This is a genomic window from Salinicola endophyticus (genome assembly GCF_040536835.1).
In the GTDB taxonomy this organism is placed as follows: domain Bacteria; phylum Pseudomonadota; class Gammaproteobacteria; order Pseudomonadales; family Halomonadaceae; genus Salinicola; species Salinicola endophyticus_A.
This window is the reverse complement of sequence record NZ_CP159578.1, coordinates 691,480-717,727: the sequence shown is the minus strand read 5'-3', so window position 1 is coordinate 717,727 and position 26,248 is coordinate 691,480. Positions and strand designations below refer to the sequence as shown.

The window sequence follows — 26,248 nt, the reverse complement described above, 5'->3', positions numbered from 1 at the left end:
CAGGCACTTACAACGGATAGACCGGCGCCTCGCTTTTCAGCGTCAGCCACTGCCACTGGGTAAATTCGTCGAGATTGGCCGGCCCACCGACCGCGGTGCCGTTGCCCGAGGCGCCGACGCCGCCGAAGGGGTTGATCACTTCGTCATCGACGGTCTGGTCGTTGATGTGCAAAAGCCCGGTATGGAGCCGCTCGCCAAGCCGCAGCGCACGGCCGACGTCTTTTGCGATGACACCGGCAGACAGGCCGTACTCGGTGTCATTGGCCAGTCGCACCGCCTCGTCGTCATTGTCGAAGGGGATGACCACCGCCACGGGAGCGAAGGTCTCCTCGTGAAAGATCGGGTTGTCGGGTGTCACGTCGCACACCACCGCCGGCTGAAAAAAGAGCCCTCGGGTTTCGCCACCGATGCGAACGCTCGCCCCGGCCTCGCGGGCACGGGTCAAAAGATCCGTGGCGTGATCACGCTGGGCCTCATCGATCAGCGGCCCGAGCGCCACCTCCTCGACGGCCGGGTCACCTACCTTTAGCTCTTTTGCCCGTTCGGTCAGTCGCGCGACGAAGGTGTCGTAGATGGCTCGATGGACCAGAATGCGGCCGCAGGACATGCAGATCTGGCCCTGATGTAGATAGGTGCTCCAACTGGCATTGCTGACCGCCCGATCGATGTCGACGTCGTCCAGAATGATCAGAGCATTCTTGCCACCGAGCTCCAGCGAGACCTTCTTGAGCCGCGCACCAGCGCGCTCGCCGATCTTGCGCCCGGCAGCGGTCGAGCCGGTGAACTGGATCATCGCGATATTGGGGTCTTCGACCATCGCCGAGCCCACCTCACGCCCACCCGGCAGGACAGAGAGTACCCCGGCAGGCAACCCGGCCCACTCGAACAGCCGTGCAATGGAGAAGCCGCCGCATACCGTCGTGCGGGGGTCTGGCTTGAGCACCACACCGTTGCCCAGCGCCAACGCCGGTGCCACCGCCCGCATGGCCAGATACAGCGGAAAGTTGAACGGCGCGATCACGCCAACCACGCCCAGCGGGCGCCGTCGGGCCAGACTCAGCCGGCCAGGCGTCGACGGCAGCACCTCTCCGGCGGCTGCGGAAGGGAGCTCGGAGGCCTTGTGCAGCGCCTTGATCGTCAGCATGACCTCGAATGCCGCCTTGGCCGGCGTCGAGCCGCTTTCGAGCACCAGCCACTGTTCCAGCGCCTGACGATGCGTTTCGGCCAGCCGAGCAGCCTGCCGTAACACCTCGGCCCGGTCATCATAAGGATGCTCGAACCACCCGGCGGCGGCCCTGCGGCTTGCTCTGGCAGCATCCGCTACCTGCGCAGTGTCCGCCGCGCCCGTCTGCCCCAACGTCTCGCCGCTGGCGGGGGCGCGTACGGTCAACGTCTCACCGCCACCCTCGACCCAGCGCCCGGTGAACAAACGGTTCTGCCAGAGTGAGGGAGCCAGCAACTGTTCGTCACTCATGGTTGTGCTCCAGGATAGAGGCATCGGGTTGGCTGGTGGCCAGCAGGGCCAGGGCGTCGTCGATGGTGCGCCGCGGGTCGGCCGACCATAGCCAGTCGAAGCGGGTTTCCAGTTCGCGGGCGAGCGCTTCATCGCCACAGGCTTGCCAGGGGCCTCGGCGCTGGTAGAGTTCGCCGGCCTCGAACGAGGTGCGCTGCACACGACTCGAGTGCGGTCGGCGCAGGCGGTCGAATTCGGCCAGCACCGCTGCGACCCTGTTCTTGTCGCAGGCGGTATCTCCCAGCAGCTCGCTCAGCACCCATGCGTCTTCCAACGCCTGGCCGGCACCGGCGCCCTGGTGCGGCAGCATGGCGTGGGCGGCGTCGCCGATCAGCAGCACGTTGTCGCGGTGATAGTGCGGTAGCGGCGCGATATCGTGCAGGGCCCAGCGAGTGGGCGCTTCGATACAGCCAAGAATCGCCTGTGTGCCCTCGCCCCAACCGGCAAATGCCGCCAGCATCTGCGCCTGCGTCACCTCCTCGACCCAGGCATCAGTGACGGCCTGGCGTGGGCGGGGCAGCGTGCTGTCGGTCTCGAATGCCACCACATTGACCACCTCGCCATCCTTGACCGGAAAGGTCAGGAGGTGACGATCCTCACCCAGCAGCATCTGCGGCACCTTGGCCAGTCGCTCATCCGCGCCTCGGCGCCGGAGTTCGGCCTCCAGCGTCGTGCGCGGGATCAGCCCGCGATAAGCGTAGGTGCCACTGAAACGCGGCCCGGTATCGCCATAGTGCTCGGCGGGCAGCACATGCTCACGCAGAGCGGATTTGATCCCATCGCAGCCAATCGCAACGTCGCACTCGGCATGAGTGCCATCGGTGAATGACAGCCGAACGCCGTCCTCGCTCTGAGCCACCTCGCAGCAGCGTTTGCCGAAGCGGGCGATGCCGTCGGGCAGGCAGGCGACCAGACTGTCGAGAAAATCGGCGCGGTGCACCGAGGACTGGCCACAGCCCGGCGCCAGGGTGGCAGTGATGTAGTGGTCGTCGACGCCGTGGCGCCACTCGAACCAGACATCCTCGAACGGTGCTGGTGAGCCATCGGCCACCCGGCTGTAGGCCTCCCCCAGTTTGAGTTGCTCGATGGCGCGTACCGCATTGGGTCCAAACGATACGCCTGCGCCGATTTCGGAAAACGCCTTGGCCGACTCGAATAGCGTTACGTCCAGATCCTCGTGGCGCGACAGGCCGATAGCCAGTGCCACCCCACCGATACCGCCACCGACGATTCCCACTCGAAGGCGACTGTTCGTTGTTGGTGTCATGATGAACCTCCCTCTATAAGCGGTGCGAAGTCGGCGGCCACTCAGGGGCGAGCGGCCTGGATGATAGCCTCGGCCAGAGCATCGGGGTTGCTCTGACAGACCATGTGTCCCCCAGCCAGAGAGACCATGCGATAAAGTCCGAGCCGCTGACTCATGCGCGGATGCCAGCCGAATTCGCCGGGCGTGAGCGCCACGTCATCCCAGGCGTAAAGCCAGCTGCGCGGAATCTCGAGATGATGAAAAGTTGGCAGCGCCACCGGGTCGAAGTGACTGCGCATAGGTGTCGGTGACAGATGCCCGTAGGCGGCCTCGGCAGCATCCGCATCGAGGTCGTTGGCGAAAGCGTCACGAAAGACCGGAAACGGCAGCATCAAGCCGCTCGGGTCATCCTTGATCGTGTCCCACAATGCCTGATGCCCCGGCGGCAGCATGTCGTACAAGGACTCGCCGTCACGCAGCACGAACGCATTGTGGAATATCATCCGCTCGAGTCGATCGCCTCGACGCTCGGCCAGACGCTGTAGCAGCGTGCCGCCCCAGCTGTGCCCAAGCGCCACGAATCGATCGGGGCAGTGGGTGTCGACGTAATCGATCAGTGAGGCCTCACAGTCAGCGTGACTGACGCTGCGATCGCCGTCCGGTCCGTGACCGGCGATGGTTGGCACGAACACGTCATACCCTCTCCGACGCAGACGCTCGGCCACGGGTTGCCAGACCTCGGCGTCGCAAAAGGAGCCATGAATCAATAGCAGTGCATGAGTACCCGTCATCGCTCTATTTCCTTGTGATTGAATGAGTGAAAAACGCGACCACGTTTGGTTTACAGGGGCACGCCGATGCCGAACGACAACATGTCGACACCGATCCCCACATCGACGCCCCGCGAGGCACCGGCGCCGTGCAGATGCTCATACGGCATATGAATGAAGGCACCGTTGAGTTCGATGCCATTGCCGAGGGTGTAACTCGTGCCGACGGTGTAATGATCACGCCCCATCAGCGGTGCGAGCGCTGCCAGCCTGGACTCATCGCCGGAGACCAGCTTGCTGGCGAGGGAGACGCCGCTGCGGAGCGTCCAGTGAGGGGTGACGTCGTAGCTGGCCCCGATGCGCAATACGCGCTGGTCCTGCCAGCCAAAACCAGGGCCGTCGCGATCGCCCAGCGCACCGCCTTCGGTGAAGGCATTGCCCCAGGTGTTTTCCTCCGACCAGCCAAGCCACATGACGTCCAGCGCCAGCGTCAGACGCTCATTGGGGGTGTAGGCCAGGCCGATACCGGCCTGCTGAGGCATGTCGATGCGGCCTTCCGGCAGCAGCCGACGGTACTCATCGAAGCGACTGAAGCGCATTGGCGTACGATAGGTCGCGCCCACCTGCCATTCGGGAGAGAGCCTGCCGATGTAGCCGAAAGCGGCACCGTAGCCGGTGGCCCAGTCGCCCTGCGTCCGCTCGAGGCCGAGATTTTCGATCCCGCTGACTCTCAGCCGCTGGGCACCGAGCAGCAGCGAGGCACCCAGGTAATGTCCCGGGGCGAGACGATAGGTCAGAGTGGGATGCACGATGCTCTGAATCAGCTTCGATTTGAGGTCGGTAGTGCCGTAGCCGGGGACGGCCTCGCCGTAATCGAGTTCGACCCCGTTGCTGATCATGGACACCCCAGCAGTCCAGTCCTCCGACAGGCGGCGGTTGAATCCGAACTCCGGCACCAGCGGCAGCGGCGAGTCGTGGTAACCGTTGCCGGCGGCATCCAGATCGATGTCGGCCGAAATCACAGTCAGGTCGACGTCGAAACGGTCACCGACAAGCGCCATGCCAGCCGGGTTATTGGCCGCGGCCAACGAATCCTGCGGCAGCGCGATCGAAGCCCCGCCCATTCCCAGAGCGCGGGTGCCATAGCCTGGCATGTTGAAGCCATTGTTGGCCTGGGCGGTCGGCGCGACGAACACGAGCGCGGCAGCGGTCGTGAGCGCGGTGACAGTGATGCGTTTGGCCCACTGAAGGGAGATATCGAGGGTAGACCCTTGAATCGATGACATGGGTAGCGACTCCTGACACTGTTATTGGTGTTATTGGCAGCCATGCCGCTCAGTGCGTGGCCAGGTCATGACGCAGACTGGTGCTCTTTTCGATGTGCTTCATGAATCGAGGTCCTTGTTAGGGTGTTGTCGGACGCTTGTTCACTGGACTCAACGGCGAGTGAGGCCGATCGGTTTTCTCTTCTGCGTACGGCGACGATCTAACCGCCGTCGCCGCCGGCCACCGGCAAGACCGAGCCGGTGATGTAGCTGGCCTCGTCGGAGGCCAGGAACAGAATCGGGGCGGCCTGCTCGTCGAGGCTGGCGTAACGCTTCATGAAGCTCGATGACAGGGTCTGGTCGATGTGGGCCTGAAACCAGCCACGCGCCTGCTCGGTGGTGGCCTCGGGGGTACCCCGAGAGATCTGTCGTGGCGGTGCGGACGTGCCGCCGGGGGCGGTGGCGACCACGCGGATGCCGTGCGCGGCGCCTTCGAAGGCGAGAGATGTCGTCAGGGCGTTGATGCCGCCCTTGGCCGCCGAGTAGGGAATGCGGTGGATGCCGCGGGTGGCGGCCGAGGAGACGTTGACGATCACGCCCTCTCCCTGGGTGACCATCGTCGGCAGCACTGCCCGGCAGCACCACAGCGTGGGCATCAGCGAGCGGGTGATCTCGGCCGATATCTCGTCGGCGCTGAACTCGGTGAACGGCTTGAAGTTGATCGCCCCGCCGACGTTGTTGATCAGCACATCGATTCGGCCGAAGTGTTCACGCGCGGCGCTCATCGCCGACTCGGCCCCCGCAAAGGTCTCGAGATCGGCCCGTACGGCGATCGCCTCGCCGCCCTGCTCACGGATCGCCACCGCGACTTCGTCGACGATCTCGGCGCGATCGACCAGCACCAGGCGCCCGCCCTCGTCGGCGGCGCGTTCGGCCACGCGGCGACCGATACCCTGAGCGGCACCGGTGATCACCATGACGCGATCCTGAAAGCGCGCCGAGTCAGGCGCGGCGCCCCTCATGCCGCCTCCTCGACCCGCTTCGGGGTGAACTTCTCGTAGTAGAAGCCGGCCGGTTCGAGGCCCAGGCTGTCGAAATGCGCCAGCACCGCATCGACCATCGGCGGCGGCCCGCAGAGATAGACGTCGACATCGCCGTCGTTGAGCATCTCGGCGGCCAGATGGTGGGTGACATAGCCCTTGCGCGGATGCGTGCTCTGCTCGTCGACCACCACCGTGGTGTAGGCGAAATCCGGCAGTGCCTCGGCGAAGGCATCCAGCGCCTCGCATTTGACCAGGTGGTCGTCCCGATTGACGCCGTAGATCAGATGCACCGGCTGGGCCGAGCCCTGCGCCTGGAGCTGGGCCAGCATCGCCAGCATGGGTGCCAGCCCGGTACCGCCGGCCAGCATCAGAATCGGCCGACTGACCGGGCGTAGATAGAAGCTGCCCAGCGGACCCTTGAGCGTCATGCGGTCGCCCGGCGCTGCCCGCTCGCGCAGGTAGCCGCTCATTCTGCCGTCAGGGACGTTGCGGATCAGGAACGTCGCGCGCGTCGTGCCGGGCGCGGAGCTGAACGAGTAGGCGCGGTAAGCGTTCTCGCCGGGGATGTCGATATTGACGTACTGGCCGGGCAGGAAGCCCAGTTCCGTGCCCGCATCCAAGTCGATGCTCAGTTCGAGGCTGTCGTCCGAGAGCGCCTCGACACTCGCCAGCGTGCCGACATATTCACCGATGCCGGTCTTGCAGCGCGTCGAGTCGGCGGCGATTCGCACGACGCAGTCCGAGGCGGGCACCATCTGACAGGTCAGTACCTGACCGCGGGCGGCCTCTTCATCGGAGAGTGCCTCATCCAGATACTCATCGCCGAGGTCGAACTCGCCACGCTCGCACTGCCCCTTGCAGGTGCCACAGACGCCATCGGAGCAGTCCATGGGCAGGTTGATACGCTGACGATAGGCGGCGTCGAGCACGGTTTCGTTGTCACGGCACTGAATGAAGCGGGTGACACCATCCTCGAAGTTGAGTGCGATGCGATATTCCATGACGTTATCCCTCCCGGCCTCATCAGATGTGATAGATATCGATCACCTGGTGGATATAGTCGTTATTGAGCACCACCTTCTTCTCGCGGATCAGCGGCTTATCGCCGCTGACATCGAGGATGTAGAACGAGGTGCCGAAGAAGCTGTGGGTCTCGTGGTAGCGGTGGCTCAGGTTGTGCCAGTTGAAACGCAGGTGAAGCTGCCCCGCGTCTTCCGCGAGAATCTCGAGGTTGGAAATCTGATGGGTCACACGCGGTTCCGGGATACTGGTGGCGCCGGAGCGCTCGGTCTTGATCCGATAGACTCGGTCCTCCAACCCCTGGCGGTTGGGGTAGTAGATCAGTGAGATTTCGCTGTGCGGATCCTCGGTGAGCCGGTCTTCGTCGTCCCAGGCCGGCATCCAGAACACGGCGTCCTCGTGATAGCACTCGAGCCACTCATCCCACTTGCGGTCATCGAGCAGCCGAGCTTCACGGAACACGAAGGCCTGTACGTCGAGATAGCGTACGTGGAGATAGTCGAGACTCATGCCGCGTCCTCCTCGTCACCAGCACTGGTGGCGATCGTCTGCGAGCGCTCGCGTGCCACGGCGCGCAGCATCTGCTCGACCCAGTGCTTGTGGTGAAGCACGTAGAGCCCTTCGTCCTCGGGAGAGGCCCCGCTCATCAGCGGCTTCATGTCCACGGCACGGGCGTTGTCGTCCGGACCCTCGATCCACTGTTTGGCGCCGCGGCTCAGGTCATTCCATTCGAGATTTTCCGCGGCGTAGCCGTGCTGGCAGGCACGAAACTCTTCCAGGTCGTCCGGTGTGCCCATGCCGCTGACGTTGAAGAAGTCTTCGTACTGACGGATACGCAGCGCCCGGCTCTCGGCGGGCTCCCCCTTCGGCGCGAAACAGACGATGGTGACCTCACTTTTATCCACGGCCAGCGGTCGGATGGTGCGCAGTTGGGTAGAGAATTGGTCCATCAGATAGAGGTTGGGGTAGAGACACAGGTTACGCGTCTGATTGACGATGGCGTCGCCCCGAGCCGCGCCGAATTCGGCCGCGATCTCGTCGCGGTGCTGGTAGACAGGCCGGACTTCCGGGTTGATCAGCCGGGTCCAGAGCATCATGTGCCCATGATCAAAGGAGTAGAACCCGCCCATGCTCTTCGACCAGCCGTTGGCGTCCACCGCCCGGGTGCCGCCCTTGTCGTAGTTGCGCCGCTCCATGGTGGAGGCGTAGTTCCAGTGCACCGAGCTGACGTGATAGCCGTCGGCGCCGTTCTCTGCCCCCAGCTTCCAGTTGCCGTCGAAGGTATAGGTCGAGGTACCGCGCAGCACTTCGAGCCCTGCGGGCGCCTGATCGACGATGTTGTCGATGATCTTGGTGGTTTCGCCCAGGTGCTCGGTCAACGGCATGACATCATCGCTGAGGCTGCCGAACAGGAAGCCGCGGTAGTTCTCGAAGCGCGGCAGATGCTTGAGGTCGTGCGAGCCGTCCTGCTTGAAACCGTCGGGGTAGGCCCCGGTCTTTTCGTTCTTGGCCTTGAGCAGACGCCCGTCGTTCTTGAACGACCAGCCGTGGAACGGGCAGGTCAACGTGCTCTTGTTGCCGCGCCGCTTGCGACACAGGGTGGCACCGCGGTGGCTGCAGGTATTGAGCATGGCATGCAGCTCGCCCTCCTTGTCGCGCGTGATGATGACCGGCTGACGCCCCATGAACAGGGTGAAATAGTCGCCCGGTTCGGGAATCTGGCTTTCATGCGCCATGAACAGCCAGTTGCCCTCGAAGATGTGCTTCAGCTCCAGCTCGAAAAAGGCCGGGTCGGTGAACATGCTGCGATGGCAGCGGAAGATGCCCTGTTCGGGGTCGTCCTGTACGACGTTGCGAACACGGGTTTCGAGTTGATCGAGATGTGGGGTCATGATCGTGCTCCTCGCGGGTGGCCTAGACTTTCGCGGTACCCGCCAACTGGCTGGCGAGGTCGTCTGCGCTCTCTTTCGCGCGCGGCCGGGCGTGACGGGTTTGAAGAGCGGCTTCATCGGTCGGCGCGAGTTCGATGTCGAACACCACTTGCGAGAAGGGTCCCTCCAGCCCGCGCCGTTCGACCTCCTCGGTGTCCTCGATCCGCTCGGCGGGAATCACCAGCTCCTCGCGGGTGGCAAAAGCGAAGTCGTCGAAGGTGTAGGGGTCGCCGGCCAGATTGATCTGGGTGGTCAGATGCTGGTGGCCGGGCGCCGAGATGAAGAAGTGAATGTGCGCCGGACGTTCGCCGTGGCGGCCGAGCGATTTGAGGACGACGTCGGTCGGTGCGCCTTCGGGTACGCCGTACCCGGAGGGAATGATGCTCCGGGCGGTGTAGCGGCCGTCGCTGTCGGTGTAGATCGTGCGGCGCAGGTTGTATTCGGACTGCGAGGGATCGAAGAAGGAGTAGCCGCCCTTGTCGTTGGCGTGCCAGATCTCGACCTTGGCGCCCTGAATCGGCGTGCCGTCGACGTCGCGCACCTGGCCGGTGAGCCACATGGTCTCGCCTTCGGTGGCCTCATCACTCATGCGGGCGAAGCCGTCGGCTTCCGGGGCACCCGCTACGTAGAGCGGCCCTTCGATGGTGCGGGGCGTGCCGCCGGTGCGCTGCGCTTCGGCATCGATGGCGTCACGGCGCATGTCGAGGAAATGATCGAACCCGAGGCCCGGCGAGAGCAGGCCGAACTGGGTCTGACTGCCCAACGCGTTGAGCAGATTGACGGCCGCCCAGTACTCCTCCTCGGTGATATCGAAGTCGTCGACCAGTCGGAACAGATCACTCACCAGACGATGAACGATCTGCTTGGCCCGCGCGTTTCCACCCGCCGTATCCAGCCCGCTGATCGTGACCAGGAAATCCTGGACTTCGGGGGTATCGAAGATTTTTACGCTCATGGGTATCACCTCTTGTTGTCGATTGAATGCGCCACGGTCAAACGGCTTCGTGCCCGATCAGCTGTCGTCGTCGCGGATCGAGGAGGGATGACGACACAATGGGCGGACCTGAATCTGCATATACGGAAACAGCGGCAACCCACTGATGATGCGGTGCAGCGTCTCGTTGTCCTCGACATCGAAGATACTGACGTTCGAGTAGCTGCCGGCCACCCGCCACAGATGACGCCAGGTGCCCTCTTGCTGAAGCGTCTGGGAGTACGCCTTTTCTGTTGCCTTGATGTCGGCAGCCTGCTCTTCGGGCATGTCACTGGGCAGATGAACGGTCATTTCGACGTGAAACAGCATGGGAGTGCTCCGGTTCAGGGGCGGGTGTAAAAGCGCAGCCGGTCTTCATCGAGGGTGACGCCAAGCCCCGGCCCACTGGGCAGGTCGACGCCGAACTCGTGGTAGTGGAGCCCCTCGGTGACGATGTCGTCTTGCAGCAGCAGCGGCCCGAACATCTCGGTACCCCATTCGAGCGAGGCCAAGGTGGACCAGGCATGCAGCGAGGCGGCGGTGCCGATGGTGCCTTCGAGCAGGGTGCCGCCGTAGAGGCCGATCCCCGCGCTCTGCGCCAGTTGGGCCAGCTCCAGCGCACCGCGCGGTCCACCAGCCTTGGCGATCTTGAGGGCAAAGGCGCCGCTGAAGCCGGCGTTCACGAGTGTCAGGCCATCGCCGGCATCCTGAACGGCCTCGTCGGCCAGCATCGGCACTCGGAAGCGGCTGGCCAGCCGCGTGAGCCCGGACACCTGACGGGCGGGAATCGGTTGTTCGATCAGCGCGACGCCGGCCGCCTCGAGGGCCGCGATGCCCTGCACGGCGGTGTTTTCGTCCCAGGCCTGATTGAGATCGACCTGCACATCGGCACGCCCTTCGAGTGCCGCGCAGATCGCCTCGGTGTGGCGTAGATCCTCACGCAGGCCATTGGCACCCAGCTTGAGCTTGAACTGACAGTGGCGGCGTTCGTCCAGCCGTTGAAAGGCTTCGTCGATGTCCTTGTGGGTATCGCCACTGGCCAGCGTCCACAGCACCGGAAAATGCGCATGCACCGCCCCGCCAAGCAGCACCGCGACCGAGACGCCGAGACGCTTGCCCTGGGCATCCAGCAGCGCCGTTTCCAGCGCCGAGCGGGCGATGGCGTTGCCGCGCACGTGAAGATCGAGGCGGGCCATCAGCGCATTGAGGTTGTCGGCCGGCTGACCGATCAGCAGCGGGGCCAGCCAGGTATCGATGTTGCACTGGATACTCTCCGGACTTTCGGCGCTGTAGCTCAGCCCGCCGATAGTGGTGGCTTCACCCACGCCTTCGATGTCATCGGAGCTGCGCAAGCGCACGATGACCAGCGTCTGGCGGGCCATGGTAGTCATCGACAGCCGATGCGGCCGAATGGTGGGCAGGTCGACGAGCTGGGTGGAGATCGAAGAGATGAAGGGGGGCATGGGCGCCTCTTGTCCAGACGATGGCCGTTGAAGTGACCTAAGTCTGATTGCGCGCCCGGGTGGCGAAAAATATCGTTTGAGTCCCTTCCCATACTTTGAAGGTATGCATGGAACTGCGTCAGCTACGCTATTTTTGCGCGGTCGCCGAGGAGTTGAACCTCACCCGTGCGGCCCAGCGACTGCATATGGCCCAGCCGCCCTTGTCTCGGCAAATCAAGCAGTTGGAGACGGAACTCGGGGCGCCACTGTTCACCCGTCGGGCCCGTGGACTGACGCTGACCCACGAAGGCAAGTTCTTCCTGGAGCACGCACTGCAGATTCTGGAAAAGATCGATACCACCGTGACGGCTACGCGGCGCATGGCGCGGCGCGGGCACCAGGTGTTCGGGATCGGCATGGTGGGATCCCTGCTGTTCGGGCAGTTGCCACAACTGATTCGCCGCCTGCGACAAACGGATGACATCGAACTCTTGCTGCTGGAGTTGACCACGGTGAGCCAGGTGCAGGCACTCAAGGCCGGTCGTATCGACATCGGCTTCGGCCGCCTGCGGGTCGACGACCCCGACATCGAGCAGGAGATCCTGTTCGACGAGCCGATCGTCGCCGCCCTGCCGGCGGCGCATCCGCTGGCGTGCACCCGCCCGACACTCGCACAGCTCGCCGCTTACCCCCTCATCATCTACCCTGCCGCACCGCGTCCGAGCTACGCCGACGCGGTCCTCAGCCTGTTCCGCCTGCGCGGGCTCAAGGTGCAGGTGATTCAGGAGACCAACGAACTCCAGACCGCGCTGGGGCTGGTCGCCTCAGAGCTGGGGTTCAGCCTGGTGCCGGAGCAGGTCATGCGCCTGCAACGCCGCGAAGTCGCTTACGCCCGCCTGGCCGAGGCCAACATCACCTCACCGATCATATGCAGCCGTCGGCGGGAACCCGTGACACCCGCGATGGCCATGACCAACGACATCCTGAAGGAGCTGGTGGACAACCGTCTCAGCGGACGTTTCACCATCGATGGATAGCGCCGACGTCGACAGCCGACTGTGCATCGCGCGCGCTTATCCGACACTCACCCGACGCCTATCGGCCTCCCGATCGCCCCCGCGATCCTCCACCAAGGTCGCATGCGTTCGCCCGGCGCGAAGTCTCGCTTTGCCGAACGTCAATAGCCAGGGCGCGAGCGCGCTGGCTATAGTCCACGGTCGAATTCGTCGTGCGCCGACGCACGCGCGCCATCGGGGGAACACATGAAAAAACGAATTACCGAACCGGTCAAAAAGCCCGCCGTCTGGATCGGCTTCGGCGTGCTCTTCACCCTGGTCACGCCCTGGTACTTCCCGGCCGGGTCCTGGTCGCCGCTGTTCTGGGGCATTCCCTACTGGGCGTTGATCATCATCGCGGTGTCGCTGGCGCTGTCGCTGTTCATCACCTGGGTCGTGCTCTATCAGTGGGATACCGGGGCCGACGAGACGGAGGATGAGCGATGAGCATGGACCTCGCGTTCGGCGGCTGGTCGGGGATTCTGGTCCTGGGGCTCTACGGCGGCCTGATGCTGGCGGTGGGACTGTTCGCCTTTCTGCGCCACCGTGGCGTGCGCGAGAGTCTCGACGAGTACTATCTGGGCGGGCGTGGCCTCGGCGCCATGGTGCTGTTCTTCACCTTCTTCGCCACCCAGTACAGCGGCAACACCGTGGTCGGCTATCCGCCGACGGCCTACCGCCTGGGCTATCAGTACCTGGTATCGGTGCCGTTCTTCATCATGATCATCATGGTGTATCTGTTCTTCGCCCCCCGGCTCTACTCGCTGGGCCGGCGCTTCAGTCTGCTCACGCCGGTGGACTGGATCGATCTGCGCTTCCGCTCCAAACGGGTCAGCGTGCTCGCCGCCATCCTCATGCTCTATGGCCTCGGCAACTATCTGCTGGAGCAGTTCGTAGCCATCGGCCAGGGGGTGTCGGGGCTCACCGGCGGCACCATTCCGTATCAGATCGGGGTGATCTTCTTCATCGTGATCATGGTCGCCTACAGCTGGCTCGGCGGCATGCGCTCGGTGGCCTATACCGACACCATCCAGGGGCTGGCGCTGCTGTTCGGGGTGTTCACGCTGCTGATAGGCTCGCTGATCTACATCGGCGGGCTGCCCAGCGCTGCCGAGACCATGGCCGCCAACGCGCCCCAGAAGCTGGGGGCCCCCACGGGCAAGGCGTTGACCACCTGGTTCTGTCTTCTGGTGCTGGTGGGGATCGGCGCGGCGATCTACCCGCACGCCTTCCAGCGCATCTTCTCCGCGCGCAGCGAGCGCACCCTCAAGCGCTCGTTCATCCGCATGGCCTACATGCCGTTTCTGACCGCGGGCGTGGTGTTCATGGTCGGGATCATCGGCATCAGCGCCTTTCCCGATCTCACCACGGCGCAGTCGGAGCAGCTGGTGGGCATGCTCGCCAACGCCCTGGCCAACCAGAACACCTTCTTCTACTGGGCCATGGTGCTGCTGTTCGGCGGGGTGATCGCGGCGATCGTCTCCACCGCGGACTCGGTGCTGTTGACCTTCTCCTCGATCGTCTCCCACGATCTCTACGGCCGCTATCTCTCCCCCGATGCCAGCGAGTACCGCAAGATCCTGGTGGGCAAGCTGGTAGGGGTCGCCGCGGTGGTGGTGCTGGTGCTGATCGCCTGGTACCCGCCGGGCACGCTCTATCAGATCTTCGTGCTCAAGTTCGAGGTGCTGATCCAGACCGCGCCGGCGCTGATCCTGGGCCTCTACTGGCGGCGTCTGAATGCCCAGGCGGTATTCGTGGGCATGCTCGCCGGCACCGTGCTGGCCGCTGCCTTCACCTTCGCCGGCTACCGCCCGCTGGGCGTGTTCAGCGGCCTCTGGGGGCTGCTGCTCAACCTGGTACTCTGCGTCGGCGGCTCACTGCTGGTTGGCGCCTCCCCGGCCCAGCGCGAGCGCGCCGAGGAGATCATCGCCTTCCCGCCGCAGAGCCCGGCAGCCCGCGCGGGCTGAGCGCCAGGCGCGATTCCTTCCCAGTGTTGCCACTGCCGCATACGCCTTCGCCACTGGCGAAGGCGTATGCGTTTGGGCGCTGCCTCATTCCAGCACTTCATAAGGCAGGCCGACGTAGTTCTCGGCGATCGTGGTCAGACCGGCCTGGGAGCCGAGGCTGTAGTCGAACTCGGCCTGGCGCACGCGCTCGTCGAAGTCGAGCGTCTGGCCGAAGTCGTGCAGATGGCGCGTCATCCACCAGGAGAAGCGTTCGGCCTTCCACACCCGGCGCAGACAGGTGGGCGAGTAGCGCGGGATCAGATCGGTGCGCCCCTGGTGATAGATGGCAGCGAACAGCCGATGCAGCACGCCCACGTCGCCGGCGGCCAGATTGAGCCCCTTGGCACCGGTGGGCGGGACGATGTGCGCGGCATCCCCGGCCAGGAACAGCCGCCCGTGCTGCATCGGCTCGGCGACGAAGCTGTGCAGCGGTGCGATGCTCTTCTCCAGCGACGGCCCGGTGACCAGCTGCGCGGCCACCTCCCGCGGTATCCGGCGCGACAGCTCGTCCCAGAAGCGGTCGTCCGACCACGCCTCGACTCGCTCGCCGGCGGGCACCTGCAGGTAGTAGCGGCTGCGCTCGGCAGAGCGCATGCTGCACAGCGCAAAGCCGCGTTCGTGACGCGAATAGATCAGTTCGTGATGCACCGGCGGGGTATCGGCGAGCAGCCCCAGCCAGCCGAACGGATAGTCACGCTCGAAGGTGGCGAGCGTCGTCGAGGGGATGGATTGACGCGAAACGCCGTGGAAACCGTCGCAGCCGGCGATATAGTCGCAGTCGAGGCGCATCGACTCGCCGTTGTAACGGCATTCGAGATAGGGCGACTCGCTCTCGATGCCGTGCAGCGATACCTCCTCGGCTTCGTAGAGCGTGGTCAGCCCGGCGTCACGCCGGGCGGCCATCAGATCGCGGGTGACCTCGGTCTGACCGTAGACGGTGACCCGCTTGCCGCCGGTCAGCGCGGCCAGATCGATGCGTACCCGGCGCTCGCCCAGGGCCATCTCGAAACCGTCATGGGGAATGCCCTCGGCGTCCACCCGCGCGCCGACCCCGGCCTCGTGCAGTAGATCGACCATCCCCTGTTCGAGTACCCCGGCGCGGATGCGCCCCAGGACGTAATCCGCCGAACGTCGCTCGACGATGACATTATCGATGCCGTGGCGATGCAGCAGTTGCCCCAGCAGCAGGCCGGCGGGGCCGGCGCCGACGATCGCGACTTGCGTGCGCATGATGCCTCTCCTCCAATGGCGGGTCAGAGCCTGAAATGGCACTTTTCACCACCATTGTTCGCCATCGCTCACCATCGGATAAGGCAAGATTCCTAGCCAAAATGATCATTTCCAAGGATAGGCGCCTGACTTTAGTCTGATCCCAGCCCCCTACGACGCGAGAGCCATGCGCATGGCGACGTCCCCGTCCGTTCCTACCTATCAGCTCTATGGCGAGACCCGCCACTGGCCCACCCCGGACCTGCTACACTGCGAGACCATCGCCGAGCGCAGCCGGCTCTACGCCTGGCATATCCGCGCGCACCGCCATGCCGACCTGATGCACCTGCTGCTACTGCGCGAGGGCCAGGTCGAGCTACGGCTGGGCGACCTGGAGGCCGCCATCGACACGCCGGCCATGATCTGCGTGCCGGCCACCGTGATTCATGGCTTTCGCTTCTCGCCCCAGACACAAGGGCATATCGTCACCCTGGCGCAGCCGCTGGTGGCGCGCCTCCACGCGCGCCTGCCCCAGGCCGAGGTGCTCGCCACCGCCGCCCACTATCCGCTGGCAGCGCAGCCGGAGGCCGCACCGCTGGCACAGCTGATCGCACTCATGGACGGCGAGTATCGGCGTGCGCCGGGGGGCGCGCAGGAGGATCGCGAGGCGATGCTGACGACCCTGATCGAAGCGGTGACGCTGCATCTGTGGCGCCGAGCAAGGCGGCGTCAGCGCCTCCCCAGGTCGGGTCAGGAGCGCGGCGAGCGTCATCTCGAGCGCTATCGGCAGCTGATCGAAACCCGCTTCGCCGAACAGCCCTCGATTCCCGAACTGGCGGCCGAGCTGGGTATCGGTGACGCCCATCTCAACGCGCTCTGCCGACGGCTCACCGGCCACAGCGCCCTGCAGCTGCTGCACGCGCGGCTGCTACTGGAGGCCAAGCGTCAGCTCACCTATACCCAGCAGAGCATCGCCCAGGTCGGCGAGCGGCTGGGCTTCACCGAACCGACCTATTTCACCCGCTTCTTCAAGCGCGGCACCGGCATGACACCGCGCACCTTTCGTCAGCGCGGCGCGGCGCCGGGCTGAACGCGTCGTCTCGACCAGTGGCCCGCGTGTCGCCGTGCGCAGCGAGCCCTGCCCTCGAATGGCGCAGGCATGAACCAGAACGGGGCATGAACCCTCTCTAACGCCCAGTCGGGGCCGCCTCACCGCGGGTCGATCCGACAGCCAGCCCGCTTTTTCGACACGTCAGCGCTCGAAAACCGACAATCGCACGGCGTCTTTTGGCATTCAGCGGAGAGTGGAACGCGCCTTGCTACGGGGTAGCGGTAGAGCGGGGAAATACCACTGTTCAGACCAACGTCATGCGGAGAACGTCATGGAAACCTCGGATTACCCACTGAGCGAAGTGCCCCCCAGCGAACGCAAGGGGCTGCTCTCCACCTCGGCCGTGCTACTCGGCTTCACCTTCTTCACCGCCACCATGTGGGCGGGCGGCTCCCTCGGCAGCGCCTTCTCGTTCGACCAACTGCTGTGGGTGATTCTCATCGGCAACCTGCTGCTGGGCGCCTACGCGGCGGCACTGGCCTATATCGCCTGCAAGAGCGGCCTCAACTCGGTGCTGATGGGGCGCTTCTGCTTCGGCGAGGTGGGCAGCAAGCTCTCCGACGCCCTCCTCGGCTTCACCCAGATCGGCTGGTACGCCTGGGGCACCGCCACCATCGCCGTGGTGCTGGTCAAGACGCTGGGCCTGTCGGCAGCGCTCGAGACGCCGCTGATGGTGCTGTTCGGCCTGGCCTTCTGCATCACCGCGATGATCGGCTTTCGCGGGCTCGACCTGCTGTCCCGGGTCGCCGTGCCGGCGATGCTGCTGTTCATCCTGATCAGCCTCTACACCGGTATGGTGGACGTGGGCGGTCTCTCCGGCCTGACGGGCCAGACACCCAGCGAGCACATGAGCGTCGCCGCCGCCATCACCGTGGTGATCGGCACCTTCATCAGCGGCGGTACCCAGGCCACCAACTGGAGCCGTTTCGCGCGCACTCCCAGAATCGCGGTGATCGCGACGCTCGGCGCCTTCTTCGTCGGCAATGGCCTGATGGTGCTGACCGGGGCACTGGGCGCGATGATCTATCAGCAGGCGGATATCGTCGATGTGATGCTGGCCCAGGGCTTCGTGACGCTGGCCGTGCTGATGCTGTTCCTCAACATCTGGACCACCCAGGACAACACCATCTACAACTTCGCCGTGGCCGGCTGCAACCTGCTGCGTACCGACAAGCGCCGCGTGGTCACCGTGGCCGGCGCCGCCATCGGTACCGTGCTGGCCGTGGGGGGCATGTACGATCTGCTGATTCCGTTTCTGGTGCTGCTCGGCACCTTCATCCCGCCGATCGGCGGCGTGATCATGGCGGACTTCTGGCTCCAGCATAAGGGCCGCTACCCGGCGCTGGCCGAGGTGCGCCTGCCCGCCTTCAACTGGACCGGGCTGGCCGCCTACGTGATCGCCTCGGCGACGGCCTACCTCTCCCCGGTACTGCCGCCGCTGGTGGGGGTCATCGTGGCGGCGGCGAGCTACGCCGTGCTGCTGAAACTGCCGCGCTTCGGCCCACTGCCGGGCGCGGCCAGGGAGTGACCTGGCGCTCACCCGCGCCCAGATACCGAAGGAGGCCAAGCACACAACATGACCGGGCGGCGGGGATGCCGCCCATGCGGCTCAGAAATCGAAGAACACCGTCTCACCCTCGCCCTGCAGGCGGATATCGAAGCGGTAGCAGGTTCGTCCCTCTCGCGTCTCCCGGGCCGCGATCAGGGTCTGGCGTCGGGTCGGTGATTCGATCGCGTTGAGGATCGGGCAGGTGGCGTTGGCGTCCGTCTCGTCGTCGAAGTAGAGCCGGGTCTGGAGCTGGATGTTGATGCCGCGGGCGAAGATCGCCAGGTTGACGTGCGGTGCCATGCGCCGCCCGTCCGCCAGCGTCACCGCGCCGGGCTTGATGGTCGTGAAGCGCCACTCGCCGTCGTTCTGCGCGGTGGCGGCACTGCGCCCGAAACTGTTGAAGGGTGCGGCGAGATCGAACTGGCACTGATATTCACCGTCGGCATCGGCCTGCCAGGCTTCGAGCAGCGCATCGCGCACGGTGTCACCATTACCGTCGATGACCCGGCCGACGAGCTCGATGGGCTCGCCCTTGGCGGCGTCGCCGGCGAGCTGCGGGCCGATCTCCTCATCACGCGGCGGCAGACCGGCGATATCCAGGGCCAGGCCGATATGCACGTAGGGGCCAGCGGTCTGCGACGCGGTCTCCTTGAGCAGGGTGTCGGCGAGCGGGCGTGAGTTGGGCTGATGCATGACGGTCTCCTTACCCCTGATTCTCGAAATAGGTCTGCACCGCGCCGCGCACCACCAGATCGAAGCGGTAGGCGAGGCAGTCCATGCTGCGGCTGCGCGCCATGTCGAGGCGCCCGGTCATGGTGGCGACCGCCTCCGGATCACGCAGGGTGTTGACGATCGGACACAGCGGGATCAGTGGATCGCCCTCGAAATACATCTGCGTGATCAGCCGGGTGGAGATCGAGGGCCCCATCACCGAGACGTGGATATGCGCCGGGCGCCAGCTATTGACGTCGTTGGGCCAGGGATAGGGGCCGGGCTTGATGGTGCGGAAACGGTACCAGCCGTCGGCGTCGGTCAGGCAGCGGCCGACACCGCCGAAGTTGGGGTCGAGCGGGGCCAGATAGCGATCCTTCTGATGGCGGTAGCGGCCGCCGGCATTGGCCTGCCACATCTCTACCAGGGTCTGCGGCACCGGCTTGCCGAACTGATCCACCACGCGGCCGAACAGCAGGATACGCTCGCCGATGGGCAAACCGGCCGCGCCGCCCAGGGCAGGGTCTTCACGAAAGTTGAGCAACAGATCGTTGTCGTGGGGGCCCAGGCGCAGGCGGGTGAAGTCGGGGCCAGCGAGTTCCGAGCGCGTCGGCGCAACCAGGCTGACCAGCGCCTGACGCGGCGAGCGTGCCACACTGGTCTTGTAGCCCGGGGCGTGGGCCGGGGGGTGCCACTCGCGGTCGCGGGGCACGAAGCGCGTGTCGTCATTGTAGGGCATGGGGCCTCTCCAGCTCGTCGGTGGCTCCATTGTCCCCCACCGCCGTCACCTGCCAAGTGAAAGCCTCGCGCTCGGGCATAACCGGGGAGCTATATCGGCCGAAGGTCTAAGAGGGTGTTTACAAAATGCCTGCGCTCGCCGATTTTTCGTACCCCCTGATGTGTGAGGTCTGAGCGCGCGTGGCCGTCGAGTGTCACTCAAGGCTCGTCGACGTCAGCGCCTTTCACCTCGGCGGCGATCTCTCGCAGGCACGCCTGCAGCCGCTCGGCGCCGGCACTCAACGGTAGCGACAGATTGGTACACAGACCGAGCGCCCCGCCATGGGTCTCCAGCGCCACCGGCAAGCGCACCAGCACGCCGCTGGCAAGATCCTCGCGCACCGCATCCAGCGGCGCCACCCACACTGACTCGGTGGCCAGCACGTAGCGCCGGCTGAGTGACAGCGAGAGCGTCTCCAGCGCGATCGGCGGGCACCAGCCGCCCTGCTCGACCCAGAAGCGCTCGACCTGCTCGCGCAATGTGGTGGCCGCGGGCGGAATCACCCAGGCGGCCGCGGCCAGCGCCGCGGCATCCCCCGCCGCCAGCGCATGGCCGGCGCGGGCGACCAGCACCAGCGGCTCGTGGTAGAGCGGCTCGAAGTGCAACCCGCGAATTTCGCGCGCCTCACTCATCCGCCCCACCACCATCTCCAACTCGCCGAGCCCCAGCCGCGAGAGCAGATAGGCGCTGGAACCGGTAGTCACCTGTACCCTCGCCCCCGGCAGCGTCTGCGCCAGCCGCACCAGCGCCAGCGGCAGCAGCCCCTGCTCGACGCTGGAAAGCGCACCGAGACGCACCACCGCCCGGGCGCTGGTCTGGTGCACCGCACGGAAGCCGGCATCCAGGCTGCGCAGCGCCGGGCCGGCGTGGCGCAAAAGCGTCGCGCCCGCCGCGGTCAACGTGACCCCCGACGGGCTACGCTCGAACAGCGCCGCGCCGACGATCTCCTCGAGTTCGCGGATGGTCTTCGACATCGCCGGCTGGGTGATCGAGAGGGTCTGCGCCGCCCGCGCCATGCTCTGGAGCCGGGCCACTTCCTGGAAAGCCATCAGATGGCGCAGCTTGACCCGGGCATTGAGCATCACGGCACTCCTGAGGCGGGGTTCACACGGGCCGCAGCGGGCCCGGATGGCGATCGCCCCCGATGAGAGCCCAGTCGCGCGGGGGCGTCAACCGCCCCAGCCGTGCTGCTTGGCCAGGGCGAAGGCGTGGTTGGCCGCCGGCACCCCGGCGTAGACCGCCACGTGCATCAGTACCTGACGCAGTTCGGCTTCGCTCAAGCCGATCCGCCTGGCGGTCTTGAGATGCAGCGTCAGCTCCTCGCGCCCCAGCGCAGCGAGAATCGCAGTGGTGATCATGCTGCGCTCGCGATGGTCGAGATCAGGGTCGCTCCACAGCTCCCCCCAGGCCAGCCGGGTGATCATCTGCTGGAACGGCCGGTCGAGCGAGGTCGCCTGCTGGGTGGCACGGGCGACGTGGTCGGCACCGAGCACCGCTCGTCGGGTCTCCAGCCCGGTGGCGTGATCGACGCCCTGCTCGGCCATCGCCGGTGACGGTGTCAGCCGTGCCAGCAGCAGTTCCACCAGGCGTGCCGGGGCTTCCAGCGACGGCACGTGACCCACGCCATCGAAGATCGTCGGTGCCTCGGCGCCACACTCTTCGGCCAGCGCGGCGAGGGTCGCCGGTGGCGTGGCGCCATCCTCGCTGCCGCCGATCAGCGTGAGCGGCACCGCCAGCGTCGCCGCGCCGGCATTGGCGCCCAGCCGTCCGACGAAGGTGTGGCGGCCGAGCATCTCGCACAGCAGCGCATAGGACTCATCCTCGTTGCGCGCCATCGCCAGCCGCCAGCCGGCGGCCAGGGCGGGGTCGGCCTCGACGCTCGCCGGCGCGAACCAGCGCGGGACGATCTCCGCGCTCATGGCCGCCAGCCCCTCGCTGCGCACCCGGTCGGCACGGGTCTGCCACATCTCGGCACTGCCGATGACCGCGCCGGTATTGGTCAGTGTCGCCGAGTAGAGCCGCTCGGGATGCGCGCTCAGCAGTTGCTGGCCGATCACACCGCCGATCGAGGTTCCGGCGAAGTGGAAGCGCTCGGCCCCGGCGAGATCGGCCAGGGCGAGGGCCTCGGCGGCCAGCGCCGCCGGGGTGATCTCGCCGCGCGCACGGTCCCAGCCAGCGCTGGCGCCGTGGCCCGGCAAGTCCCAGGTGAGTACGCGAAAGCGCCGGCTCAGCGGCGTGACGACGCTGTCCCACACTGCCTGGCTCATCCCCAGCGGATGGGCCAGCAGCAGCAGCGGCTGAGTGTCGCCGCCGAGCAGACGATAGGCGACGGTGCGGTCGTCGAGCGTGACGAAAGGCATGACCAGGCTCCTTGGTTCAATTGCGCGGGTCGGGTGGCGTAAAAAGCCTAGGCGAAGGCTGCCAGGGCGACGAAAGTCCCCGCAATGGCAACGCCCGAGATCACCAGCCAGATCAACAGATAGCCCATGATGTCGCGGGCCGACAGGCCGGCCACCCCGAGCAGCGGCAGCGCCCAGAACGGCTGAATCTGGTTGGTCCAACCATCGCCCCACGTGAACGCCATGATGGTGCGCGCAGGGTCGGCGCCGAGGGCGTAGGCCGCCTTCATCATGATCGGCCCCTGGATCGCCCACTGGCCACCCCCGGAGGGGATGAAGAAGTTGACCGCCCCGGCGGAGAGAAAGGTCCACAACGGGAAGGTCTCGCGGGAGGCCACCGAGATGATCGCTTCGGAGAACTGGGTGACCAGATCGGCGTGGGTCATCATCCCGGCGATGCCGGCGTAGAGCGGGAACTGCACGATGATCCCGCGGGCGGCGCCCACCGCCTTCTCCACCGCGCCCAGGTAGGCCGCCGCGCTGCGGTGCAACAGCAGGCCCAGGGTGAAGAAGATCAGAATGACCGTGTTGAGATTGATGCTGAAGTCACCCTTGGCCACTTCACCGAGCAGATAGGCGGCGGCGAGCAGCCCCAGGAACAGCGTCGGCAGCCGGCTGTGTTCGAGCCAGTCGGAGAAGCTGCCGTCGCCGCGCTGCGCCGATGTGTCCGCCGCGGGGTCGTCGGCCGCCTCCAGGCGCACGATCTGCTCGGGCTGTTTCTGCAGCATGAAGAAGGCCACCAGCAGCGCCAGCAGGGCCAGGGTCAGGGCGATGTTCCAGCTGGCGTAGAGGGTGTCAGAGACCGGCACGATACCGATCGCATCCTCCATGAAGTGGCCCGGCGTGGCGATCACCAGCGGGATCGAGGTCGAGGGCCCGCGCACCAGCTCCCCCCCGTAGGCGGCGGCCACGATCAGCGGAAAGTGCACCGCCACCCGGCGCCCCATCTCGCGCGCCAGGATCGCCCCGGCGACCATGCCGAAGCCCCAGTTGAGGTAGTAGCAGACGAAGCTCACCACGATGGTGATGGCCAGCGCCTGGCGCGGCGTCGAAGCCTGCCGGGTCAGTGCCCCGAGGAGCTGCTGCATCACCGGCGTCAGCGCCAGCACGTAGCCGGTCAGCAGCACCAGCACCATCTGCATACCAAACTTGAACAGCGAAGAGAACCCCTCGCCCCAGTACTGCGCCATGTCCAGCGGCGTGCGCTCGCCCAGCACGATGCCGAGGACGAAGACGATGGCGGTGAGAATCACCGCCAGCACGAAGGCGCTGGGCAGATAGCGCTGCACCAGCCGCACGGAGAATTGCGTCACCGCTTGCATCGAGGTTCCCTCTACCGAATTATCGTTTGTCGTTGGGGTTGAAGTGGCCGCGGCTCACACCCGCTCGATCACCGTGGCGATACCCTGGCCCACGCCGATGCACATGGTGCACAGCGCGAAGCGCTTGTGGCTGCGCGCCAGCTCGTAGGCCGCCGAGCTGATGATGCGCGCCCCCGACATGCCCAGCGGATGGCCCAGCGCGATGGCACCGCCGTTGGGGTTGAGCCGCGGGTCGTCGTCGGCCACACCGAGTTCACGCGCACACGCCAGCACCTGGGCGGCGAAAGCCTCGTTGAGCTCGAGCACGTCCATCTGATCGATGCTCATACCCAGCTTGTCGAGCAGCTTGCGCGTCGCCGGCACCGGGCCGACGCCCATGATGCGCGGCTCGACCCCGGCGGTGGCCATGCCGTGAATGCGCGCGATGGGTTCGAGCCCGAAGCGCGTGAGCGCCGCCTCGCTGGCCACCAGCATCGCCGCCGCGCCGTCGTTGACCCCGGAGGCGTTGCCGGCGGTGACACTGCCGTTCTCACGGAACGGCGTGGGCAGCTTGGCCAGTGCCTCCAGCGTGGTTTCCGGACGCGGATGCTCGTCGCGATCGAAGATCAGCGGCGCCTGCTTGCGCCGCGCAATCTCGATCGGCACGATCCCCTCGCCCAGCCGGCCGGCCTCCTGTGCCGCCTGGGTCAGCTGCTGCGAGCGATAGGCGTAGCGATCCTGGTCCTCGCGCGAGATCTTGAACTGCTCGGCGACGTTCTCGGCGGTCTCGGGCATCGAGTCGACCCCGTAGCGCTTCTCCATCAACGGATTGACGAAACGCCAGCCGATGGTGGTGTCCTCCATCTGCTGGTTGCGCGCATAGGGTGAGCCAGCCTTGCCGATCACATAGGGCGCGCGCGACATCGACTCGACACCGCCGGTGAGGATCAGCTCGGCCTCGCCGGCGCGGATCGCTCGCGCCGCGGTGCCGATGGCATCCATGCTCGAGCCGCACAGGCGGTTGATGGTGGAACCCGGCACGCTGGTGGGCAGCCCCGCCAGCAGCGCCGCCATGCGCGCCACGCTGCGGTTGTCCTCGCCGGCCTGGTTGGCGCAACCCATGATCACGTCGTCGATCGCCGCCGGGTCGAGCTGCGGGTGCTGCGCCAGCACCGCCTCGAACAGCCGTGCCGCGAGATCATCGGGACGCACGCTGGCCAGCGCGCCACCGAAACGGCCCACCGCGGAGCGCAGCGGCCGGCACAGATAGACGTCGTTCATGCGTTCTCTCCCGTCTCGTTGCCGGCATGGTGGCGTGCGGTGCGCGCCTTGAGCTCGCGCAGCACCTCCAGCTCCTTGGCGCCGGGTTCGGGGGTGGTCTCGAGCCACTCGGCAAAGCGGATCGCCCAGCCGGTTGCCTCCTGGACCTGCTCGGCGGTCACGCCCGGATGCAGCGAGACCACCACCAGCTCCTTGGTCTCGGGATCGGGCTTCATCACGCACAGGTCGGTGATCACCCGGGTCGGGCCGCGGCCGATGTGGGGCACGCCATCGCGGGCGGTGCCGTCGCGGCCGAAGCCGACCGTGGTGACGAAGTCCACCGCCTCGACGAAGGTGCGCTTGGAGTGCTTGACGGTGATGAACACCTCGCCGGCGTTGGTGGCGATCTCGGGCGCACCACCGCCGCCCGGCATCCGCACCTTGGGCTCGCGGTAGTCACCGATCAGCGTGGTGTTGAGATTGCAGTAGCGGTCGATCTGCGCGGTGCCCAGAAAGCCGACGTCGACATGCCCGCCCTGCAGCCAGTAGCGGAACATCTCCGGCACCGAGACGGTGCTCAGCGCGGTCTCGCACAGCTCGCCGTCGCCGATCGACAGCGGCAGCACATTGGGTTTGGTCTGCAGGGTGCCGGACTCGTAGATCAGCACCACGTCCGGGGCATGGGTCAAGCGGGCCAGGTTGGCCGCCTCGGAGGGCAGGCCGATCCCGACGAAACAGGTGGTGCCGTTCTCCAGCGCCCGGGCGGCGGTGACGGTCATCATTTCCGCAGCGGTGTAGTCGAGGCTCATCAGGCGGCTCCTCCGGCGTGGTAGACATGTTCCTCGAGCCAGGCGGCAAAGGTCTCGCGGTCGCGGGCAATCGCATCCCAGGCCTTGTAGAAGGCGTTGTCCCGCGGGTAGTAGCCGTGGGCGTAAGAGGGGTAAGCGCCCTGCTCGGCCACGGCGATGGCATCGATCGCCCAAGAGGGAATGACGCAGGCGTTGGGCCCCGCCTGCAGCTCGTCGACCACCTCCTCGACGGTGACGATGCTGTGACGCGCCGCCAGCACCACCTCCTTCTGCACGCCGATGATCCCCTCCACCAGCACGTTGCCGGCGCGGTCCGCCTTCTGCGCATGGACGATACCCACGTCCGGGCGCACCGCCGGCACCGCGGCCAGGCGCTCGCCGGTGAACGGGCACTCGATGAACTTGATCTGCGGATTGACCTTGGGCAGGTCGCTACCCACGTAGCCGCGCAGTACCGCCAGCGGCAGACCGGCGGCGCCGGCCTCGAAGGCGCAGGCCATGGCGGCGTGGCTGTGCTCGAAGATCTCCAGCGGCTGCGGATAGCCCTGCTCCACCGCATCACGCAGGCGGTGCAGCGAGCCGACACCGGGGTTGCCGCCCCAGGAGAAGATCAGGCGGCGGGCACAGCCGGCGCCGATCATCTGATCGAAGATCAGATCCGGGGTCATGCGGATCAGGGTCAGCTCGCGCCGCCCCTGGCGGATGATCTCGTGCCCGGCAGCAAACGGAATGAGATGGGTGAACCCTTCCATGGCGAGGGTTGCCCCATCCTCGACGTAACGCGCCACGGCGTCGCGGAGCGAGAGGAATTCGGCCATCGTGCGTGACTCTCCTTCAGATGACGGGCTTTCAGGTGA

25 protein-coding genes are annotated in these 26,248 nt (G+C 66.1%); 5 read left to right on the top strand and 20 right to left on the bottom strand.

Annotated elements, in window-relative coordinates:
- Window positions 1-7: 7 nt before the first annotated feature.
- The 11 genes from ABV408_RS03445 to ABV408_RS03395 form a co-directional block, all read right to left on the bottom strand.
- A complete protein-coding gene (locus tag ABV408_RS03445) occupies window positions 8-1,474 on the bottom strand; it encodes a benzaldehyde dehydrogenase (RefSeq protein WP_353981077.1) in 1,467 nt (488 codons plus the stop codon).
- Window positions 1,467-2,780, bottom strand: a complete 1,314-nt coding sequence (gene salA, locus ABV408_RS03440) for a salicylate 1-monooxygenase (protein ID WP_353981076.1) — start codon at window positions 2,778-2,780, stop codon at window positions 1,467-1,469. The genes ABV408_RS03445 and salA overlap by 8 nt, the downstream gene beginning before the upstream one ends.
- Before the next feature lie 41 nt (window positions 2,781-2,821).
- Complete coding sequence (locus tag ABV408_RS03435; RefSeq protein ID WP_353981075.1) at window positions 2,822-3,550, bottom strand: alpha/beta hydrolase; 729 nt, start codon at window positions 3,548-3,550, stop codon at window positions 2,822-2,824.
- 50 nt (window positions 3,551-3,600) lie between these two features.
- Complete coding sequence (locus tag ABV408_RS03430) at window positions 3,601-4,815, bottom strand: outer membrane protein transport protein (RefSeq protein WP_353981074.1); 1,215 nt, start codon at window positions 4,813-4,815, stop codon at window positions 3,601-3,603.
- A 200-nt stretch (window positions 4,816-5,015) separates the two neighbouring features.
- Complete coding sequence (benD, locus tag ABV408_RS03425) at window positions 5,016-5,816, bottom strand: benzoate diol dehydrogenase BenD (RefSeq protein WP_353981073.1); 801 nt, start codon at window positions 5,814-5,816, stop codon at window positions 5,016-5,018.
- The gene (gene benC, locus ABV408_RS03420) at window positions 5,813-6,838 is read right to left on the bottom strand and encodes a benzoate 1,2-dioxygenase electron transfer component BenC (protein ID WP_353981072.1); all 1,026 of its coding nucleotides are present in this window, start codon (window positions 6,836-6,838) and stop codon (window positions 5,813-5,815) included. The genes benD and benC overlap by 4 nt, the downstream gene beginning before the upstream one ends.
- 22 nt (window positions 6,839-6,860) lie before the next feature.
- Window positions 6,861-7,367 (bottom strand): benzoate 1,2-dioxygenase small subunit, encoded by a 507-nt coding sequence (gene benB / locus ABV408_RS03415; protein ID WP_353981071.1) that lies wholly within the window; start codon window positions 7,365-7,367, stop codon window positions 6,861-6,863.
- The gene (locus ABV408_RS03410) at window positions 7,364-8,749 is read right to left on the bottom strand and encodes a Rieske 2Fe-2S domain-containing protein (protein WP_353981070.1); all 1,386 of its coding nucleotides are present in this window, start codon (window positions 8,747-8,749) and stop codon (window positions 7,364-7,366) included. Before ABV408_RS03410 ends, benB begins: the two co-directional genes overlap by 4 nt.
- Before the next feature lie 22 nt (window positions 8,750-8,771).
- Window positions 8,772-9,743, bottom strand: coding sequence for a catechol 1,2-dioxygenase (catA, locus tag ABV408_RS03405; RefSeq protein ID WP_353981069.1), 972 nt, complete (start codon window positions 9,741-9,743; stop codon window positions 8,772-8,774).
- 57 nt (window positions 9,744-9,800) lie between these two features.
- Complete coding sequence (gene catC, locus ABV408_RS03400) at window positions 9,801-10,091, bottom strand: muconolactone Delta-isomerase (protein ID WP_353981068.1); 291 nt, start codon at window positions 10,089-10,091, stop codon at window positions 9,801-9,803.
- Window positions 10,092-10,105: 14 nt separating this feature from the next.
- Window positions 10,106-11,224: a muconate cycloisomerase family protein gene (locus tag ABV408_RS03395; protein WP_353981067.1), complete on the bottom strand. Its 1,119-nt coding sequence runs from the start codon at window positions 11,222-11,224 to the stop codon at window positions 10,106-10,108.
- Window positions 11,225-11,331: 107 nt separating this feature from the next.
- Between ABV408_RS03395 and ABV408_RS03390 the strand changes: the two genes are divergently transcribed.
- The 3 genes from ABV408_RS03390 to ABV408_RS03380 all read left to right on the top strand — a co-directional run bounded on the left by ABV408_RS03390 (window position 11,332) and on the right by ABV408_RS03380 (window position 14,225).
- Entirely contained in the window at window positions 11,332-12,240 is a 909-nt protein-coding gene (locus tag ABV408_RS03390) for a LysR family transcriptional regulator (protein ID WP_353981066.1), read from the top strand.
- A 225-nt stretch (window positions 12,241-12,465) separates the two neighbouring features.
- Window positions 12,466-12,705, top strand: coding sequence for a hypothetical protein (locus tag ABV408_RS03385; protein ID WP_035472128.1), 240 nt, complete (start codon window positions 12,466-12,468; stop codon window positions 12,703-12,705).
- Window positions 12,702-14,225 (top strand): sodium:solute symporter family protein, encoded by a 1,524-nt coding sequence (locus ABV408_RS03380; protein WP_353981065.1) that lies wholly within the window; start codon window positions 12,702-12,704, stop codon window positions 14,223-14,225. Before ABV408_RS03385 ends, ABV408_RS03380 begins: the two co-directional genes overlap by 4 nt.
- 84 nt (window positions 14,226-14,309) lie before the next feature.
- Here ABV408_RS03380 and pobA read toward each other — a convergent pair whose 3' ends face one another.
- Window positions 14,310-15,494: a 4-hydroxybenzoate 3-monooxygenase gene (gene pobA / locus ABV408_RS03375; protein WP_353981064.1), complete on the bottom strand. Its 1,185-nt coding sequence runs from the start codon at window positions 15,492-15,494 to the stop codon at window positions 14,310-14,312.
- A 172-nt stretch (window positions 15,495-15,666) separates the two neighbouring features.
- Here pobA and ABV408_RS03370 point away from each other — a divergent pair, with 172 nt between their 5' ends.
- Both ABV408_RS03370 and codB read left to right on the top strand, forming a co-directional pair.
- Window positions 15,667-16,563 (top strand): helix-turn-helix domain-containing protein, encoded by an 897-nt coding sequence (locus tag ABV408_RS03370; RefSeq protein WP_353981063.1) that lies wholly within the window; start codon window positions 15,667-15,669, stop codon window positions 16,561-16,563.
- A gap of 292 nt (window positions 16,564-16,855) precedes the next feature.
- A complete protein-coding gene (gene codB, locus ABV408_RS03365; protein WP_353981062.1) occupies window positions 16,856-18,112 on the top strand; it encodes a cytosine permease in 1,257 nt (418 codons plus the stop codon).
- Window positions 18,113-18,193: 81 nt separating this feature from the next.
- Here the strand turns inward: codB and pcaG are convergent, their stop codons facing one another.
- The 8 genes from pcaG to ABV408_RS03325 all read right to left on the bottom strand — a co-directional run bounded on the left by pcaG (window position 18,194) and on the right by ABV408_RS03325 (window position 26,209).
- Window positions 18,194-18,826 carry a protocatechuate 3,4-dioxygenase subunit alpha gene (pcaG, locus tag ABV408_RS03360; RefSeq protein WP_353981061.1) on the bottom strand — a complete coding sequence of 211 codons (633 nt, stop codon included), beginning with the start codon at window positions 18,824-18,826 and terminating at the stop codon, window positions 18,194-18,196.
- A 10-nt stretch (window positions 18,827-18,836) separates the two neighbouring features.
- Window positions 18,837-19,583: a protocatechuate 3,4-dioxygenase subunit beta gene (gene pcaH, locus ABV408_RS03355; RefSeq protein ID WP_353981060.1), complete on the bottom strand. Its 747-nt coding sequence runs from the start codon at window positions 19,581-19,583 to the stop codon at window positions 18,837-18,839.
- A 197-nt stretch (window positions 19,584-19,780) separates the two neighbouring features.
- Window positions 19,781-20,704 (bottom strand): LysR substrate-binding domain-containing protein, encoded by a 924-nt coding sequence (locus ABV408_RS03350; protein WP_353981059.1) that lies wholly within the window; start codon window positions 20,702-20,704, stop codon window positions 19,781-19,783.
- Between the two features lie 87 nt (window positions 20,705-20,791).
- Window positions 20,792-21,982: an alpha/beta fold hydrolase gene (locus ABV408_RS03345; RefSeq protein ID WP_353981058.1), complete on the bottom strand. Its 1,191-nt coding sequence runs from the start codon at window positions 21,980-21,982 to the stop codon at window positions 20,792-20,794.
- A gap of 47 nt (window positions 21,983-22,029) precedes the next feature.
- A complete protein-coding gene (locus ABV408_RS03340; RefSeq protein ID WP_353981057.1) occupies window positions 22,030-23,343 on the bottom strand; it encodes a TIGR00366 family protein in 1,314 nt (437 codons plus the stop codon).
- 54 nt (window positions 23,344-23,397) lie between these two features.
- Window positions 23,398-24,603, bottom strand: a complete 1,206-nt coding sequence (gene pcaF, locus ABV408_RS03335) for a 3-oxoadipyl-CoA thiolase (RefSeq protein WP_353981056.1) — start codon at window positions 24,601-24,603, stop codon at window positions 23,398-23,400.
- Window positions 24,600-25,391: a CoA-transferase subunit beta gene (locus tag ABV408_RS03330; protein ID WP_353981055.1), complete on the bottom strand. Its 792-nt coding sequence runs from the start codon at window positions 25,389-25,391 to the stop codon at window positions 24,600-24,602. Before ABV408_RS03330 ends, pcaF begins: the two co-directional genes overlap by 4 nt.
- Entirely contained in the window at window positions 25,391-26,209 is an 819-nt protein-coding gene (locus ABV408_RS03325; RefSeq protein ID WP_353981054.1) for a CoA-transferase, read from the bottom strand. Before ABV408_RS03325 ends, ABV408_RS03330 begins: the two co-directional genes overlap by 1 nt.
- Window positions 26,210-26,248: the final 39 nt, after the last annotated feature.